Origin of the sequence: Candidatus Mycobacterium methanotrophicum, assembly GCF_023515995.1 — a bacterium.
Lineage (GTDB): Bacteria > Actinomycetota > Actinomycetes > Mycobacteriales > Mycobacteriaceae > Mycobacterium > Mycobacterium methanotrophicum.
In genome coordinates this window covers 1,211,913-1,226,650 of record NZ_CP097320.1, presented here as the reverse complement: position 1 = coordinate 1,226,650, position 14,738 = coordinate 1,211,913, and the positions used below count along the sequence as shown (strand labels likewise).

Genomic DNA, 14,738 nt, shown 5'->3' with positions numbered 1-14,738 from the left:
GTCCCGCGGGGCGGAGCTGGGTTCGGCGACGCCGCCGGCGGGCTTCCGCCCGGACATTGAAGGCCTGCGTGCCATCGCTGTGCTGGCCGTCGTGCTGTTTCATGCCGGGATGCCGGGGGTGGGCGGCGGCTACGTCGGCGTCGACGTCTTCTTCGTCATCTCCGGTTTCCTGATCACCGGGCTGCTCTGGCGCGAGGTTGCCGCCGCCGGAACCGTGCGGCTGCGCCGCTTCTACGGGGCACGGGCCCGGCGGCTGTTGCCGGCCTCTGCGACGGTCGGCATCGCCACTGCGATCGGCTCGGCGCTGTTGCTGCCGCCGTTGCAGGCCAGGACCGTCCTCGGTGACGGCATCGCCAGCGCGCTGTATGTCGGCAACTACCGCTTCGCCATGCAGGGCACCGACTACCTGGCCGCCGACGTCCCGCCGTCGCCGTTCCAGCATTACTGGTCGCTGGGTGTAGAAGAGCAGTTCTATCTGCTCTGGCCGGCGCTGATCATCGCGACGGCCTGGCTGGCGCGCCGCATCCGCTTGCGGGCTGCACTGCTCACGGCCGTCGCCGCAGGCTCTTTCGCGTTATCGCTGGCGTGGACCCACAGCTCGCCGCCGTGGGCGTTCTTCTCGTTGCCTACCCGAGCCTGGGAACTGGCCGTCGGCGGCCTGGTGGCGCTGTCGGCCGCACGCTGGCAACAACTTCCGGCGCGCGCGGCCGCGATTGCCAGCGGGGGCGGGCTGGGTGTGATCGTGCTGAGCTGCATCACACTGGGGACCGGCACCGCCTACCCGGGCACCGCGGCGCTGCTGCCGGTGCTGGGCACGGCGCTGGTGATTGGCGGGGGTTGTGCCAGCGGCGCCGGAGCGGGCCGGCTGCTGTCCATGCCGCCGATGCGGGCCATCGGCCGAATATCGTATTCCTGGTATCTGTGGCACTGGCCGGTGCTATTGCTCATGCCGCACATGTTGGGTCATCGCGCGGGACTGGCGGATCGTGTTGCCGCCAGCGTCGTCTCGGCGGGCCTGGCAGTGATCACGCTGCACCTGGTGGAGAACCCCGCCCGGTTCGCTCGTCCGCTGCGCCGGTCTGCCGGGCGCAGTCTGGCGTTGGGCGGGGCCGTCACCGCGGCGGCGGTCTGCGTGGCCACCACGCTGCTCTTCGTGGTGCCGGCACCGGTCGGCCACGGGACTGCTGTTGCAGCACCGAAGATTTCGATCACGCCGACGCCCAGCCGCGCCGCAGATCCGCGCGATGCTGGCGTGGCACAGGCGTTCGCGCAAGCTCAGGCCGCGGTCGCGGCGGCGGCGAACACGACCGCGGTCCCGTCGAATCTGACTCCGCCGCTTGCCGATGCGGCCGCCGACAAACCTGCGGTGTTCCTCAACGGATGCGTGCGCTCATGGCGCGATGTCGGGCAGGCCGAATGCGCGAGCGCCGATACCGCCTCGACGACGACGGCGGTGCTGGTCGGCGATTCGCATGCCGGCATGTGGAGCCCGGCGCTAGAAGAGGTTGCTGCGCAACGTCATTGGCGACTGGAGACGCTGGGCAAGGTCACCTGTCCGCTGCAGGACCTGCCGATCACCAGCCCGTACCTGGGCCGCGAGTACACCGAGTGCGAGCAGTGGCGCCGCGAGATCGTCGACCGGCTGCGGGCCGAGCATCCGCGGCTGGTCGTGCTCGGAGCGGGCCGACGCTACGGCGCGGACTTCGGCTTCACCTCCTATGACCCGGCGTGGGTCGACAGCCTTGGCCGTCTGGTGGCCCAGCTGCGCAGCACCGGCGCAACGGTGCTGGTGCTCGGGCCAATCCCCGATCCGCACAGCACGGTGCCCACCTGCTTGTCCGAGCACCTGGCCGACGCCGGCGCCTGCTCACCGGCGCGGTCGGCGGCCGTCGATGACGCCGGCATCGCGACCGAGAAGGCCGCGGCGACGGCCAGCGGCGGCCATTACGCCGATCTGACCCCGCTGTTCTGCACGGCCGAGCGCTGTCCGGTCATCGTGGGCAACGACCTGGTGTACCGCGACGACAATCACCTGACGATCGCCTACGCCAAGACGCTGGCACCGGTGATCGGCGCACTGGCCGATCAGGCGCTGGCGGTCGGCTGAGCACGCGTCGGACCGTCGAGCGCCGCCCGGCTCGCCACATCCGGGCCACCCCGATCACGGCCAGCATCCCGGCCGCGGTCGCCAGCAGCAGCGTCAACAGCAGCAGCGCAGGATCGTAGACCACCGACGTGGTCACCGGCTGGCCATGAGCTACCGGTGCGACGGCCACGGTGCAGCGCGCCCCCGACCAGCTGAACGCGCAGCCCGCCGCCGCGGCGCAGGCCAGGGCGAGCTCGACAACCGCCCGAAATCGGCCCGTCACCAAGGTGATCCGGCGTCGTCGTCGTCCTGCGACTCGAGGGCAGGGCCGTTCGGCCCGACGCGCTCCTCGACCAACGGGGTCAGCGCGGCACGCAAGTGCCGGTGTTTGCGGGCCCAAGCTTGCGCGGTGAGACAGCCGGTGAGTCGCAGACCGATGCCGATCCGGCCCTTGGGCACCCCGACCAGCTCACCGAGCGCACGTGCCGACTGCCAACGCGCCAGGTCCTTCCGCGACGTCAGCGGATGGTCGGCTGGCGGGTAGACCTTCACGATCTCAGCCACTTTGATGGTTTCGGTGCCCTGACGCAGCGTCTGACCGGTCAGTTCCACCGATGTATGGATGCGCGCCGCCTTTACCTGCAGCCCCACGAAACTGCTCACCAGTACCAAAAACAGCAGCGGCACCGCGGGTTGCCAGCCGTAACCGTTGGACTTCTCGATCCACAGCGTGGCCACCGCCGACAGTGGGCCGGCCAGCACCCAGTACCAGCTGGCGCCGACTTCCCGAAAGAGCGGAGCCGGCTCGGTATCCGTGCTTCCGGTCACAGAAGCATCTTCCCCCGGCGTGCCCGACACCAAATCACCTGGGGCCCTCGCGGCCGCTCATCTGGTGAAGTACTCGTGGGCGTCGCTGCGGTGCAGCAGGAACATCCCGCCGGCGATCAGCACCGAGCCGACGATGCCGGCGACGCCGCAGATCACCGCGAACATCGGTGGCCAGGTCACGGTGAACAGCCTGGTTCCGACGTAGACGACGGTCGCGATGCCGCCGCCGCTCAACACCGTGCGAGCCCAGCGGTAACCGGCCCGCATCAGGATCAGAAAAGTCACCACGATCGCACCCAACACGACGGTGAAAAGCCCCGATGCGAGATAGAGAAGCCCTGATCCGCGACCGGCCGATGACCCGACCATGTCGGCGACATAGCCGATCACCATCAGCGGCGTCGCGACCAGCCACAGCCAAAAGCCGGTGTCGACGTCGACGGGCCGGGTGCATGGCTGCGGCCGCTCGGGCGGCGGTGCCGGGACGGGGCCCGTCACGACAGCCAGGCCGCCGCCTCGGCGGCCCAATACGTCAGCACGATGTCCGCGCCGGCCCGCCGGATACCGGTCAGGGACTCCAGTGCGGCGGCGCGCTCGTCGATCCAGCCGTTGGCGGCCGCTGCGCGGATCATCGCGTACTCCCCTGACACCTGGTAGGCGGCGACCGGCACCGGCGAAACTTCGGCGGCGGCTGCTACTACATCGAGGTACGCCGTCGCGGGTTTGACCATGATGATGTCGGCGCCCTCGTCGAGGTCCAACTGCACCTCGCGCAGCGCTTCCTGGGCATTGCCCGGCTCCTGCTGGTAGGTCCGTCGATCACCGGACAGGCTCGAGCTCACGGCTTCACGGAACGGGCCGTAAAACGCCGAGGCGAACTTGGCGGCGTAGGCCAGGATCACCGCGTCGGCGTGGCCTGCGGCGTCCAAGCCATCACGGATCGCCGCGACCTGACCGTCCATCATCCCGCTGGGACCGACCACGTGCGCACCCGAATCCGCCTGTGCAACAGCCAATTTCACGTATCGTTCCAGGGTCGCGTCGTTGTCCACCCGGCCGCGCTCATCCAGCACACCGCAGTGCCCGTGGTCGGTGAATTCGTCCAGACAGGTGTCGGCCATCAGCACGGTGGCATCGCCGAGGTCGTTGGCCAGGTCGCGCAGCGCGACGTTGAGGATGCCGTCGGGATTGCAGCCCGCCGACCCCGCGGCGTCCTTGTCCTCGTCGCGGGGCACGCCGAAGAGCATCAGCCCGCCGACCCCGGCGGCCACCGCCGCTGCGGCGGCGGCACGCAACGATCCGCGGGTGTGCTGCACCACGCCGGGCATCGAAGTGATCGGCCGCGGCTCGTCGATGCCGTGGGCGACGAACATCGGCAGCACCAAATGCCTTGGCTCCAACGATGTTTGCGCCACCAACCGGCGCATCGCCGGCGTGGAGCGTAGCCGCCGCGGGCGCTGCCGAGGATACCCGCTACCGCTCAAGTCGCGATCCCCGGCGCGCCGATGTAGCCGCGAGCGTGCGCAGAATGCCAGCTTCGACGGCGTGTCGTCGCACAAACACGCACGCTCGGCTGTCTGCCGGCCACTAGCGCCTGCGGCTCTTCTTACGCGGCGGCGGCAATGCGCCCTCGGCGCGCAGCCGGGCGGCGTGCTCAGCCAGCGCTTCGATCAGCGGGCCCACCGCGGCGGTCTCGGGTTGCACGTCGACGCGCAAGCCGAATTCGGCGGCGGTCTCGGCGGTTTTGGGACCGATGCACGCGACGATGGTGCGTGCATGCGGCTTGCCGGCGATGCCGACCAGGTTGCGCACGGTCGAGCTGGACGTGAAGCACACCGCGTCAAAATCACCGGCCTTGATCATTTCCCGGGTGGCCGCCGGCGGCGGGGCCGCGCGCACCGTCCGGTAGGCGGTGACATCCTCGATCTCCCAGCCACGTTCGCGCAGGCCCTCGGCCAGCGTCTCGGTGGCGATGTCGGCGCGCGGCAGCAGGACCCGGTTCACCGGGTCGAAAATGCTGTCATACGGCGGGAATTCGTCCAGCAGGCCCAGCGACGACTGCTCGCCGCAAGGCACCAGCTCTGGGCTGATCCCGAACGCGCGCACCCGGTCAGCCGTCGATTCGCCAACGCAGGCGATCTTCACACCGGAGAACGCGCGCGCGTCAAGTCCGAATTCGCCGAACTTCTCCCACACTGCGCGTACGGCGTTGGTGGAGGTGAACACGACCCACTGGTAGCGGCCATCGACCAGGCCCTTGACCGCGCGCTCCATCTGGGCGGGGCTGCGCGGCGGCTCGACGGCGATGGTCGGCACCTCGATCGGCAATGCGCCATGCGCGGTCAGCCGCTCGCTCATCTCGCCGGCCTGATCCTTGGTCCGCGGCACCAGCACGGTCCAGCCGTAGAGTGCCCGGCTCTCCCACCAGTTCAGCTTGGCCCGGTTGTGCACCGTCTTGCCGATCGTCACCACCACCGGCGCCGGTGCGGCGGGGTCGGTGCCTACAGAGCCCATCTGGAGGGCCGAATCGGTCAACCCGCCCAGCGTGGACTCCACCGAGCGCTGCGCGCAGGTGGTGCCCGAGGACGTCACCACGCAGGGGGTGGTGTCGGCAAGCCCGTACTCGATGAGCGTGCGCGCCGCGTCGGCCACGCGCGATGACGTGGCCTGCAAAATCAGCGGGCCCGGCGCCGCCGCCAAAGCGGCCCAATCCACATGTGGGTCGCGCACGTCGGCAACGGTGTGCGACGAGCCCAGCGGCAACCCCGCGTAGGTCGGCACCGCGGAGGTGGCGGCCAGCGCGGGCACGACCTCGAAGTGCAAGTGCGTGCGAGCGACGGCGTTCACCTCGGCGATCACCGAGTCCACCGACAGCGGATCACCGGCGACGAGCCGCACCACGTCGGTCCCGTTACGGGCCTCTGCGACCAACGTTTTGGCCACTTCGGCCGGATCACCGAGAGCGGGGCGGATGTCGGGTCCGACCCACACCACGGCGGCGGGCTGTTCGTCGGTACCAGCCGCATCGGCGGCTCCGCCGTCCGGCTGTGCGCTCAGCTCCGCCGGCCCGGACACCGGCGGCAGGTCCTTGCCGATCAGCGCCAACGCCGGCTCGGGCACGTCGGGGTCGATGAACACCAGGGAGGCATTCGCCAGCACCGTAGCGGCCCGCGTGGTCAGCAGAGCCGGGTCCCCCGGACCCGAGCCCACGAACGTGATGCGGCCGGGCCGCGGCTTGCGCCCTCGCGTCGTCATCTGTGTCTCCCAGTCACTTCGTCGTGCGGGTGTCTCACCGCGCAGTCGACATGAGTTCCCGTGCGCCCAGCGCGAACAGCTCGGCGGCCACCGAGAGCCCGAGCTCTCGTGCCCGATCCGGACTGCCGATTCCGGACGCACGGATCACGTCGGATCCGTCCAGCGCCGCCACGCAGCTGCGCAGCGACAGCTCCTCGAAGACGCGGCCGTCCTCGTCAATGGACTCGACCACCTCCGCGATCGCCCCCACTGGCGCGGAGCAACCCGCCTCCAGTTCGGCGAGCAGGGCACGCTCGGCGGTGACGGCCGCGCGGGTGTCGGCGTCGTCGAGCTCCGCCAGCAGTGCCGCCAGCCGGGTGTCCCCGGAGCGGCACTCCACAGCGAGCGCGCCTTGAGCCGGCGCCGGCAACACCTGTACCGGCTCCAACGTCTCGGTGACGTCATCGAGGCGCCCTAGTCGGGCCAAACCCGCCCGGGCTACCACAATTGCGTCCAGATCACCGCTGCTTACCCTGTTCAACCTGGTATCTAGGTTGCCTCTTAGGGGGCGGATTTCCAAACCGAGACCCAGTGCTCTAAGCTGTGCCGCCCGCCGGGGCGACGATGTGCCGACCGTCGAGCCGCTCGGCAGCTGTGCCAGCACCAACCCGGCACGGGCCACGACAGCGTCGCGGGGATCCTCTCGCGGCGGTATCGCGGCGATCACGAACCGCGGATCGTCGGCGGTCGGCAAGTCCTTGTGCGAATGCACCGCCACATCGACACGGCCGTCGTGGACGGCCTCCCGCAGCGCGGCGGTGAAGACCCCGACGCCGATGCTGGCGACCGGATCCGCCGAGCGGTCGCCTTCGGTGCTGATCGTCACCAGCTCGGCGGCACAACCATTGGCGAGCAATGTGTCGCGGATGCCACCGGCTTGAGCGGTGGCCAGCAGGCTGCCCCGGGTACCTATCCGGATCACGTCGGACAAGCGGCTACTCAGCGGATTCGCTTGGTATAACGGGCAATTCACCCGCTGTAGCGACGGCGTCGACGGCGGTCTGGTCCAGTTCGAACAGCTCGCGCAGCGCCTCGGCGTAGCTGTCGCCGCCCGGTGCGCTGGCCAACTGCTTGATCCGGACGGTGGGCGCGTGCAGCAGCTTGTCCACCACCCGCCGCACGGTCCGGGCCACCTCGTCGCGGTGGGCGGCGTCGAGGTCCGGCAACCGGTTGTGCAGCCGCAGCAACTCGGCCTCGACGACGTCGGCGGCGCGCTGTCGCAGCGCAGTCACCGTCGGGGTGACCTCGGCCATCCGCTGCCCCGCGAGGTAGGTGGCGACTTCGGTGGCGACAATGCGGCGGGCGGCCTCGGCGTCAGCGGCCGCGGCCCGAGCCGACGGTTCCCGTTGCACACGATCCATGTCCACGACCCAAACGCCCGGCAGCCCGGCCACCGCCGGGTCGACGTCGCGCGGCATGCCCAGGTCGCAGATCACCAGCGGCTGGTCCGATTCGTCGCGGTGGGCGGCGGCCAGCCCGTGGTGCACGTCGGCCAGTGACACCACCGGGCGCACGGCCCCGGTGCAGCTCACCACCACGTCGGCGTCGGCCAGCGCGGACGCCAGGCGATCGAAGCTCAGCGCTTCGGCCCCCACGCCCGATTCGCGGATCTTGCGGGCCAGCCGCTGCGCGCGGGGCATTGACCGGTTGACGACGTGGATGTCCCGGACGCCGGCGCGGGCCAGGTGAGCCGTCGACAGGGCGCCCATTGCCCCCGCGCCCACGACCACCGCGGTCTTGCCTTTCAGCCCAGCTTGACCCAGTTTCTTATCGGCCATACCCAGCGCGACCGAGACCACCGACGCACCTGCGGCGTCGATCGCGGTGTCGGTATGCACGCGTTTGCCGACCGCCAGCGCGCGCTGGGCAAGCTCGTGCAGCACCCGGCCGACCGTACGGTTGGCCTCGGCGGCGGCGTAGGCGCGGCGCACCTGACCGAGCACCTGCTGCTCGCCGACCACAGCGGAATCCAGGCCGCTGGTCACCGCGAACAAATGCTCGACGGCGGCCTCGCTGTAGCGGACGTAGGCGTACCTGGTGAGCTCGCCCAGCGACATCCCGCAATGCTCGGAAAGCACCTGACCGATGACCGCCAGACCGCCGTGGAAGGCGTCGACGACGGCGTAGACCTCGACCCGGTTGCAGGTGGACAGCACCATGGCCTCGGTGACCAGCGGCGACTGCATCATCGCGTCGATGATCTTGATTTGGTCGGATTCGTCGGTGCTCAGCTGTTCCAGAACGGAGACCGGCGCGCTGCGGTGCGACACCCCGAAGAGCAGGACGCTCACGGCTGCATCACCTGGCCTGCTCCCTTGCTATCACCAGTGATCGAACTGAGCTCCACGGTAGACGTTTTACAGTTGGGCCACCAAATTTGCGCGGTCGTCACCTGCGCCCCTCTAAGTCTTTGCGCAGCCGGGGCTCGTCGACATCCCAGTAACTGTGTTCGCGGCCGTCGAGCAGCACCACCGGCAGCCGGTCGCCGAACTCGGCGCGCAGCCCGGTGTTGCCGGCCGCGGCGGCGGCGTCGACGTCGGCGGTCGACAGCTCGAAGTCGAGTTCGGCGGCCAGCTTCTCCAGCTGCCCGTGCGCCCGATCGCAGATCAGGCAGCCGGCACGGGTCAACAGCTGGACATGCGCGCGGCTCATAGCTCCAGTGTGGCAGTTGGTCTCGTGCCGGTGAATTGTGCGGTGTGCCCTTGGCCATTAGGTTTGCTGCCATGGCTGAGCGGGAGCCGTTGCGGGTTAGCCCTGAGGTGATGGGCGGGGTTTCGCAGGCGTTATCGGGTGCGGCAAAGGACTTGCATACCAGGCTTTCTGAGCTTGATGGTCAGGTCCGCGACATGCTGGCAGGGTGGCAGGGTGGTGCGGGCGGCGCCTTCGGCCAGGCGTGGGATCTGTGGCATCGCGGGGCCGGCGAGGTGCAGCTGGGACTGTCGAAGTTGGCGGAGGCGGTCGGTATCGCCGGCGTTGACTTCCAGGGTATGGATTCGGCGTCGGCCCACGTGATGTCGGCTGTCAAGATTGAGTGATGCATTTAGCGTAGATCCCGACGCGCTGGCCGATGCGCTGGAGCGGATGGGTGAGTTTGTGCGCCACGCCGAGAGCCTGGTCGCTGAAATCGACACGTTGGTGACGCACCTGCACGGGACGTGGTCGGGGCAGGCGGCCGCAGCTCATGCCGAGGCGCACCAGCATTGGTCGCGTGGTGAAGCGATGATGCGGGAAGCGTTGGGGCAGTTGAAGACTGCTGGGGCCACGGCACATCACAACTACACGGGCGCGGTAGCGACGAATACGGCCATGTGGTCGTGAGCTGATGGCGCCGCTTGCCGTTGATCCGGCGGCACTGGATGGCGCGGGCACCGCTGTGGTTACGACCGGCGAGAATTTGGGTTCGGTCGTCTCGACATTGACCTCCGCGCTGTCCGGATGCGACGGGATGGCCGGTGATGATCCCGCCGGTGCGGCGTTCGGACGAACCTATAACAGTTCGGCGTCCAGGCTGTTCGAGGCGATGGCGACCACCCGCAATGGGTTGTGCGGGCTGGGCTATGGCGTGCGGATGTCGGCGCACAACTATTCGGTGGCCGACACGTCGTCGAATATCTCCGGGCACGGCGAGGCTCTTCCCGTCCCGCATCGGACCGCCCCGGTGCCGGCGGGCTCGGCGCCCTCGGCGGTTGGCAGCGGTGTCGGCGCCCCGGCAGGCTGGGGCTGGGTGGCTCCCTTCATCGGAATGATCTGGCCGAACGGGGATTCGGCCGAGCTGCGGGTCGCCGCGGCGGCTTGGATCAGCGCCGGCGCAAACTTCGAAGTCGGCGAAATAGCCAGTGCCGTCGGGCCGATGGGCGCCATTGGCGCCCAGCAGATGCCCGAAGGACCGATGGTGGCGGCGGCGTTCGGTGACGCTCATCGCAGCGCGGCCGCAATCTTGCAGCAGTGCACGCTAATTGCGAGCCAGCTCACCGCGTATGCGGCAAAGATCGACAACGTCCACGCGGCGATCAGGGATCTGTTGTCGCGCATCTGCGACCCGATGACGGGCTTGAAAGAAGTTTGGGAGTTTTTGACCGCCCAGGACGAAGACGAGATCAAAAAGATCGCCAACGACATTCGCACGATCGTCAACAACTTCACCGCCGAAGTCGATGCGCTGCGCCACCAAGTCGCCACCACGCTCACCGAAGCGGAGACGATTCTGACCACCATGGGCCGCTACGCCGAAAAGGAATGGGATCAGTTCCTGCACCACACCGACGTCGGCCGGGCGCTCAACCAAGTGGGCCAGTTCGGTAAAGGGCTGGGCGAGGAGGCCGGCGGTCTGGTCAAAGACGGCTGGGACTACGGGCTGGTTCGGGCTTACGTCGAGCCGCAAGGCTGGTACCAGTCCTGGTCACAGATGATCGACGGGATGGCCCCGCTGGTCGGTCTCGGTGGCGAGCACGCGCCCGGGGTCGCGCAGGCGTGGAAAGACCTGGGTAAAAACGCCGTCCACTGGGACGAATGGACGACCAACCCTGCCGAGGCCGCCGGCAAGAGCACATTCGACCTTGCGACGCTGTTTGTTCCTGGTGGCGGCGAAGCCGCGGCGGCGGGCAAGGGTGCTCGCACTGCCGTTGACGGGGCGGCAGCCGCGGCCAAGGCAGCCCCCAAGGAAGCCGCGATTCCGCGAGCGCTCGAGGACGCACCGAAACCCGGCGCTCACCTGCCAGAGCCGCACCCTGCACCGCCTCACGAACCGCCGGCACCGCCGCACGACCTGACGCCCTACGGCTCAACGCCGCACGGCCCAGCCGAGGCCAAACCCGCATCAGCGCCCCATAACACGCCGCCGCACAGCCCAACCGAGGCCAAGCCGCTGGTCACCGACAGTCCCGGGCCGGGTGAGAGCCCCAGGCCCCCGGTCGAGCCAGCGCCTCCAGGCCACGGCTCACCGCCACCGCCAGGCGGTGGCCCACCGCATCCATCCGGCGACGACATCCCACCGCTGGCCGAGTCCCCACCACCTCCAGCAACTCCGCCGCCGGCCGAAGCTCCCCCGCCAGCGGCCGAGGCAACGCCACCTGCAGCGGCGACTCCATCAGGCGAGGGGCCGCCGCCCGCAGCAGAGCCGCACCCGCAAGCGGCGGCAACTTCACCAGTTGGAGACGCTCCGCCGGCAGAAGTGCCCCACCAACCAGCTCCGTCGACTCCGCCACCAGACAGCGATCTGCCAGCGACTGAGGCGCCGCAACCCGCGGCATCGGTTCCCTCTGGCGATGTCCATATACCGGCAGACGACGTACCCCAACTCGTGGCTGCGGGCTCAGGTTCGGCCCACCTACCGATCGTTGGGGAAGCCTTCCCGGCCTCCGCTCTTTCGACACACGCAGCAGTGTCAGCCGGTCAAGATTCGGGTGAACTCGCGTCCAAGGCCGCTGACGCAGCGCAGCCCCGAGCTGGAGTGGCGCCTGGGCGTCCGGACTCTTTGCCATCGTCAGGGCAGCCACACGAACCACCGTTGACCCACAACCCCGGGCCGCACAGCGGGCCCCCCGCCGAAGCACCACCAGTACGGCCACACGGCGGTAGTGGCGGCGCCGTCGACGGCCATGGCGGCAGTCGCCACGGCGACGGCCACGGGGGTGGCGGCCACAGAGGGCATGGACAAAGTGACGTCGGTGGCGGTGATGGTCACGGCGGCGACGGTGGTGCTGGCAGCGGTGGCGATCACCACCCACCGACAGCGAGCGAAATCTTTCCAGATGCCAAACCGTTCGGCGACCTCACGAGAGAGCAGTATCACGAACACTTTGTTGACGACAAAGGTCAACTGATATATCCGGATGCCGACGACCCGGCTAAGCCTTACGCCATGCCTGGAACTGCCCACAACTTGACGGAAGCCGAGATTGCGCGGCTCGACGGCAGCACAGTAGACAGGATTGGGCATCCGGGTGGCGCATGGCTGGCACCTGAAGGGACTCCTTACGAGGCCCGTGCTCTTCCGCACGATAGTTTAGGTAAAGAAATGCACCAATATATTGTTCACGCGGAAAGCGGTCTTCCACCCGGTTGGAAGATCGACGAATCTCTCGCCGCACCATGGTTCGGCCACCCGGGCGGCGGACCCCAATATCGGTTAATTGCACCGCGCGGCTCGAAGGCGCGTGTACAAGATCTTATCGATAGAGGCTTTTTAGAGGATATGTGCGACCAATATTACGGGGTAGGATAGCATGACCGATTACCATATTGACTTGCGCAAATTCCACCCAAGCATGCACCGGATTGTGAAGGCATGGTATTTTTGGCAGGAAGTGGACCTACGAAAACGCGGAAGATACCCAGGCCAAGAAAAACGTACGCCAGAGCCATGGGAAACGGCGGAGCAGGTCTTCTGGGGGGCGCGCCCTCCGGAAATGGTTAGCGAGTCCGAATTAGCCTTTTTTGAGAACGGAGATGCTTTTTGCTACATCGTTTGTGAGGACGGTGTCTACTATATTGATGAGCAAGAGCGGGGTTCGCGAGGCCGATACTGGATGTTTAGAAACCTCGAGGATGCTGAAAAATGCATACTTTTTATCCTCAGCCAACGGGCTCGTCCCGGCAGTTATTCTGATTCACCAAGATCGCGTTGGTACAAACAAGGCCTTGATGCCCGAGTATTTTTAAGTCAGCCCGATCCCGTGAACTATCCAGGGCGCGTGAGTATGACTGTGGATCACGAGCTCGTTGATCGCGGGTGGTTGGGAGAGAATGATGCTGTACCCTTTTCGCACGCTATTGTTCAAACCTACGACGAGCTTGACGCTAACTTGCGCGAAGGGATCTCCGAAGACTGGTTTGACTTAAATCTCATAACTGATTTCTAGGAGGCTGGACTTTTTTTCCGGTACAGCACGGCCGCATCTGAGGCATGGCCGGCTGTCTTCTTGAATTCGGCTTGGCTCAAATTAATCGCCGACTGTGTGGACGAATTTATTCGACATTTGTTAAAGGTAAGCAATCATGAAGATGCTAACGACGGCAGCGGTAGCGAGGCGCTGCCAACCCAGCTTCAATATCCCCTTTCGCATGCGCCCGTAACCCGGGGCGGAGCGAGCAGCACAATAATCGACGTTTCCCCGGCCTAACCGCCGATACCATCCATTTAGGCAGCGGCGCAAATAACAAACCGATACAAGATGCAATCGAAACTGCCAGCTGAAGTTCGCTGCAATTTTGCCGCGAACCGCGACATGTACTCACGAATGACCTTGGTCCCTCAAGAGAAGGTGACTACCGCAACTCGGGTTCAGCGGTAGCATCCAACACTGTGTCGAGTGTGCCTCCGAATCCGTCTGCGCCGACGCCTGCCCAGCCGCCTTGGCCGCGGAGAGCGGTGCCCCGCTCGCCGCGGTGGCCGGTGCTCGCTTCGCTAGCGATCGCCCTAGCGGCGATCGGGCTTGCGATCGGGTGCTGGCTTAGGCCAGGCACCAAGGCATCGCCAACGTCGTCCGCGCCCATCTACACAGAACAGCAGACCGCGGATGCGAAGGCCCACATATGCACTGCCTTCGGAAATGTGGAACGTGCGCTGGACCTGGCTGACGCGCGAGGCGGCGACAACAGTGACCCGATGGCGCAACTCACCATAGCTACGAGCACGCGGCAAGCGTTAGATTTCGGCAGCCGCTATCTACTGATAAGACTCTCCGAGGAACCCGCAACGCCGCCTGAGTTGGCGAGCACGGTCCGCAGGCAGGCGAACCTATACCAGGAAGTCCTTATGTACTACTTAGATGGGTTAACTTATTCCGATTCCGGCCTAAAGTCGGCGGGCAATGCCTCCAATGAGGCGACCGCATCAATCAAACAGATGTGCAAATGACTCCCGATTACCCGCCCGGTGAATGGTCGGCGCTGCTAGTCGGTCTCCAATGGGTCAGCCAAGAAACGATAATGATCCTCGGTAATGCTATTGCTAATCGCAAATCGGTCGCAGCAAATTATACGCGTCTTCACGATATGCTCCAAAAGGCCATCGATATTACCCTAGCGCAACAGGAGGGAGCCACCGCCAGCGCCATTCGCGAAGCTTTTCGCGAAGGAGCGGACCAAGCGTTCAGCGTGGTCGAGAAGAACGAAGTCTACGAGAAGGCCTTGCAGCAGGGCCACAACAACGCGGTGTTACTTCGCGCCATTCTGACAGGAATTGCTGATCGAGGTAATGGAAAGATCGACGAGATCATAAATTCCAAAAAAGACTTTGAGACTAAAGTTGCCGAGATTTCCGAAGAAATCGCCGAATGCCAGCGGGACGCCAACCAGGCCGCCGCAGCGTGTTCCGACAACATAATGGACGCAGGCCAGGAAGTCCTGACCGCGCAGGGCAACGATCAATCGTTTCGCGGGTTGGCCCATAATGCTGGGCTCGGGGGAAAGCAGCAGCCCGACCTTAATGCAATTAAGGACCAGGTCCGAGGCCAACTTGACCAGAAGCCGGGCGCACCTGGATCCGACCCATTTCCGGACGGTAGCGCCGCGAAAGGTGACGGCACAC

Annotated in this window: 13 protein-coding genes and 1 pseudogene; 5 read left to right on the top strand and 9 right to left on the bottom strand. The window is 66.7% G+C overall.

Annotated elements, in window-relative coordinates:
- The first annotated feature begins 16 nt into the window (after positions 1-16).
- Positions 17-2,107, top strand: coding sequence for an acyltransferase family protein (locus tag M5I08_RS06635; RefSeq protein ID WP_249763312.1), 2,091 nt, complete (start codon positions 17-19; stop codon positions 2,105-2,107).
- Here the strand turns inward: M5I08_RS06635 and M5I08_RS06630 are convergent.
- The 8 genes and pseudogenes from M5I08_RS06630 to M5I08_RS06595 all read right to left on the bottom strand — a co-directional run.
- A pseudogene (locus M5I08_RS06630) lies at positions 2,094-2,369 on the bottom strand (hypothetical protein); the annotation flags it as partial. The gene M5I08_RS06635 and the pseudogene M5I08_RS06630 sit on opposite strands and share 14 nt — an antisense overlap.
- Positions 2,366-2,914 carry a transport-regulating membrane protein Mce1N gene (gene mce1N, locus M5I08_RS06625; protein ID WP_219065707.1) on the bottom strand — a complete coding sequence of 183 codons (549 nt, stop codon included), beginning with the start codon at positions 2,912-2,914 and terminating at the stop codon, positions 2,366-2,368. The gene mce1N and the pseudogene M5I08_RS06630, both read right to left, overlap by 4 nt.
- Before the next feature lie 57 nt (positions 2,915-2,971).
- Positions 2,972-3,412, bottom strand: a complete 441-nt coding sequence (locus tag M5I08_RS06620; protein WP_219065706.1) for a hypothetical protein — start codon at positions 3,410-3,412, stop codon at positions 2,972-2,974.
- Positions 3,409-4,398 carry a porphobilinogen synthase gene (gene hemB, locus M5I08_RS06615; protein WP_219065705.1) on the bottom strand — a complete coding sequence of 330 codons (990 nt, stop codon included), beginning with the start codon at positions 4,396-4,398 and terminating at the stop codon, positions 3,409-3,411. The genes M5I08_RS06620 and hemB overlap by 4 nt, the downstream gene beginning before the upstream one ends.
- Positions 4,399-4,501: 103 nt before the next feature.
- Positions 4,502-6,169, bottom strand: coding sequence for a bifunctional uroporphyrinogen-III C-methyltransferase/uroporphyrinogen-III synthase (locus M5I08_RS06610; protein ID WP_219065704.1), 1,668 nt, complete (start codon positions 6,167-6,169; stop codon positions 4,502-4,504).
- Positions 6,170-6,203: 34 nt separating this feature from the next.
- Positions 6,204-7,130 carry a hydroxymethylbilane synthase gene (gene hemC / locus M5I08_RS06605; RefSeq protein WP_219065748.1) on the bottom strand — a complete coding sequence of 309 codons (927 nt, stop codon included), beginning with the start codon at positions 7,128-7,130 and terminating at the stop codon, positions 6,204-6,206.
- A 13-nt stretch (positions 7,131-7,143) separates the two neighbouring features.
- Positions 7,144-8,499, bottom strand: coding sequence for a glutamyl-tRNA reductase (locus M5I08_RS06600; protein ID WP_219065703.1), 1,356 nt, complete (start codon positions 8,497-8,499; stop codon positions 7,144-7,146).
- 97 nt (positions 8,500-8,596) lie between these two features.
- Positions 8,597-8,860, bottom strand: a complete 264-nt coding sequence (locus tag M5I08_RS06595; RefSeq protein ID WP_219065702.1) for a glutaredoxin family protein — start codon at positions 8,858-8,860, stop codon at positions 8,597-8,599.
- A 71-nt stretch (positions 8,861-8,931) separates the two neighbouring features.
- Here M5I08_RS06595 and M5I08_RS06590 point away from each other — a divergent pair, with 71 nt between their 5' ends.
- Genes M5I08_RS06590 through M5I08_RS06575 form a run of 4 tightly spaced genes read left to right on the top strand, consistent with a single transcriptional unit; the run spans position 8,932 to position 13,068 of the window.
- Complete coding sequence (locus M5I08_RS06590) at positions 8,932-9,243, top strand: WXG100 family type VII secretion target (protein WP_219065701.1); 312 nt, start codon at positions 8,932-8,934, stop codon at positions 9,241-9,243.
- Positions 9,236-9,526: a WXG100 family type VII secretion target gene (locus M5I08_RS06585; RefSeq protein WP_219065700.1), complete on the top strand. Its 291-nt coding sequence runs from the start codon at positions 9,236-9,238 to the stop codon at positions 9,524-9,526. The genes M5I08_RS06590 and M5I08_RS06585 overlap by 8 nt, the downstream gene beginning before the upstream one ends.
- Positions 9,527-9,530: 4 nt before the next feature.
- Positions 9,531-12,431 carry a glycohydrolase toxin TNT-related protein gene (locus tag M5I08_RS06580; RefSeq protein WP_219065699.1) on the top strand — a complete coding sequence of 967 codons (2,901 nt, stop codon included), beginning with the start codon at positions 9,531-9,533 and terminating at the stop codon, positions 12,429-12,431.
- Between the two features lies 1 nt (position 12,432).
- Positions 12,433-13,068, top strand: a complete 636-nt coding sequence (locus M5I08_RS06575; protein WP_219065756.1) for a hypothetical protein — start codon at positions 12,433-12,435, stop codon at positions 13,066-13,068.
- A gap of 1,297 nt (positions 13,069-14,365) precedes the next feature.
- Here M5I08_RS06575 and M5I08_RS06570 read toward each other — a convergent pair.
- Entirely contained in the window at positions 14,366-14,665 is a 300-nt protein-coding gene (locus tag M5I08_RS06570; protein ID WP_219065698.1) for a hypothetical protein, read from the bottom strand.
- Positions 14,666-14,738 lie beyond the last annotated feature (73 nt).